Origin of the sequence: Pantoea sp. (assembly GCF_039594315.1) — a bacterium.
GTDB lineage: Bacteria > Pseudomonadota > Gammaproteobacteria > Enterobacterales > Enterobacteriaceae > Pantoea.
The window spans coordinates 1-2,770 of the sequence record NZ_JBCNNP010000110.1 but is presented as its reverse complement, the minus strand read 5'-3'; the positions used below and the strand labels follow the sequence as shown (position 1 = coordinate 2,770).

Genomic DNA, 2,770 nt, shown 5'->3' with positions numbered 1-2,770 from the left:
CGCGATCAGAAAGCGTTGCGCCCTGGCCAACCCAGTGCTCAATACGGTCCAGATCCAGACGCAGACCTTCAGCCTGACCAGAAGCGATCGGGTTGAAGAAACCTACGCGCTCGATGAAACGACCGTTACGAGCATTGCGGCTGTCAGTTACGACGACCTGATAGAACGGACGCTTTTTCGCGCCGTGACGTGCCAAACGAATTGTTACCATAACATCCTCATTAGTTAATAAAGCGCTCGGGCCCCATCGAGGAACGGGGCCCGAGCGCGATATAAAAAGCCCGAAAATTTTACTCATTTTGGCGCAAAAAGCAACCTGAGTGTGTTAAATATCCGGCTTTATCGGCGGTCGCCTTAGCGACCAGGGAATCCAGGCGGCATCATACCTTTCATGCCACGCATCATTTTGGCCATGCCACCTTTCTTCATTTTCTTCATCATGCGCTGCATATCATCGAACTGTTTCAGCAGTCGGTTGACATCCTGCACCTGCATGCCCGAGCCCAGCGCAATACGACGTTTACGCGAACCCTTAATAATCTCTGGCTTCTCACGCTCTTTACGTGTCATCGAATTGATGATGGCTTCCATGCGTACCAGCACTTTGTCATCCATCTGCGACTTCACGTTATCCGGCAGTTGGCCCATGCCCGGCAGCTTGCCCATCAGGCTCGCCATGCCGCCCATGTTGCGCATCTGCTTTAACTGCTCAAGGAAATCGTTGAGATCAAAACCGTCGCCGGTTTTCAGTTTCTTCGCCAGCTTCTCAGCCTGGTCGCGGTCAACTTTGCTCTCGATATCTTCAATCAGCGACAGGACATCGCCCATGCCGAGAATGCGCGAGGCGATGCGCTCTGGATAGAAAGCTTCCAGCGCTTCGGTCTTCTCGCCCATCCCCATAAACTTGATCGGTTTGCCAGTGATATGACGAATCGACAGCGCCGCACCACCGCGCGCATCACCATCGACTTTGGTCAGAATCACACCGGTCAGCGGCAGCGCTTCATTGAAGGCTTTCGCGGTATTGGCGGCATCCTGACCGGTCATGGCATCGACTACAAACAGGGTTTCCACCGGATTAATCGCGGCGTGAACCTGTTTGATTTCGTCCATCATCGCTTCATCGACGTGTAAACGACCGGCGGTATCCACCAGCAGCACATCGTAGAATTGCAGTTTGGCTTCTTTCAGCGCGTTCTGAACAATATCGACCGGCTTTTGGCTGAGATCGGATGGGCAGAAATCAACACCAACCTGCTGAGCCAGCGTTTCCAACTGTTTGATCGCCGCAGGGCGATAGACGTCAGCAGAAACGACTAACACTTTTTTCTTGTGCTTCTCGCGCAAGAATTTACCCAGCTTGGCAACACTGGTGGTTTTACCGGCACCTTGCAGGCCCGCCATCAGCACCACAGCCGGCGGCTGCGCGTTCAGATTGAGCGCATTATTTTCCGCGCCCATCGCTGCAACCAATTCGTTGCGCACGATTTTGATGAACTCCTGGCCTGGCGTCAGGCTTTTGTTCACATCGTGGCCAACCGCGGCTTCTTTAACGCGGTTAATAAATTCACGCACCACCGGTAGCGCAACGTCCGCTTCCAGCAATGCCATGCGCACTTCGCGCAGGGTGTCTTTGATGTTGTCTTCGGTCAGCCTTCCGCGGCCGCTGATATTGCGCAGGGTTTGCGACAAACGATCGGTTAAATTATCAAACATGCTCTCTCACTTAGAACCGTAGCGAGGCCGCCCTTGGCGACACAATGCGGCGGATTATAACACGAAGACACGGCGATCTCTGCAATTGACCGTCAGATCGTTTGGAGCCTGCTGCTGCTGGCGCTATACTGCTTTTTTCCTTATCTGACCGATACCTGAAAGGATCTATGTTCGTTTTCGCGATCGTGGCGCTGTTCGCCTACTCCCTCAGTCTTGCATTGATCATTCCCAGCCTGCTTAAACGCAACGGTGGCTGGCGTCGCTTTGCTGTGCTCTCCGCCTGCGTGGCGTTGATTGCCCATGCCGTTGCCTTACAACAGCGCATTTTTGCGGTTGATAATGGGCAAAATCTCAGTCTGCTGAATATTGGTTCGCTGGTTAGCTTGTTGATCTGCGCCATTATGACCATCGTGGCTTCGCGTAATCGCGGCTGGTTGTTACTGCCGATTGTTTATGGCTTTGCCTTAATTAACCTGGCCTTTGCCACTTTTGTACCTAATGCGTTTATTACCCATCTGGAAACTACGCCAGGCATGATGATTCACATCGGCCTGTCGCTGTTTGCCTATGCCACTCTGATTATTGCTGCGCTCTACGCGTTGCAACTGGCGTGGATTGATTACCAGCTCAAACATAAGAAGCTGGCGTTTACCCAGGATATGCCGCCGCTGCTCAGCATTGAGCGCAAAATGTTTCACATTACACAAATTGGTGTGGTGCTACTGACGCTGGTACTGTGCACCGGCCTGTTCTTTATGCACAACCTGTTTAGCGCTGAAAATGTGGATAAAGCGGTTCTCTCTATCATTGCCTGGTTTGTTTATATTGTTCTGCTCTGGGGGCACTATCACGAAGGCTGGCGCGGACGCCGTGTTGTCTGGTTTAACTGCGGCGGTGCGCTGCTGTTAACCATGGCCTACTTTGGCAGCCGCGTGCTGCAGCACCTGCTCACCTCTCACTAAGGATTTTGTGTTGGAACACGTTTCAACCACCACGCTGATCATTACGCTGGTCATCATGGTGCTGGTCTCTGCCTATTTCTCCGGTTCAGAGA

The 2,770-nt window shown here is 52.6% G+C and carries 3 protein-coding genes; 1 reads left to right on the top strand and 2 read right to left on the bottom strand.

All coding sequences use genetic code 11. The annotated features are described in order from the left end of the window. Positions 1 to 211 (bottom strand): 30S ribosomal protein S16 (gene rpsP / locus ABDW13_RS23415; protein ID WP_343554887.1); only part of this gene is annotated, 211 nt, incomplete at its 3' end. A 143-nt stretch (positions 212 to 354) separates the two neighbouring features. After that, positions 355 to 1,716, bottom strand: a complete 1,362-nt coding sequence (gene ffh, locus ABDW13_RS23410; protein WP_343554886.1) for a signal recognition particle protein — start codon at positions 1,714 to 1,716, stop codon at positions 355 to 357. A 167-nt stretch (positions 1,717 to 1,883) separates the two neighbouring features. Here ffh and ABDW13_RS23405 point away from each other — a divergent pair, with 167 nt between their 5' ends. Further along, on the top strand, positions 1,884 to 2,678 hold the full coding sequence (locus tag ABDW13_RS23405) for an inner membrane protein YpjD (protein WP_343554885.1): 795 nt from the start codon (positions 1,884 to 1,886) through the stop codon (positions 2,676 to 2,678). Positions 2,679 to 2,770 lie beyond the last annotated feature (92 nt).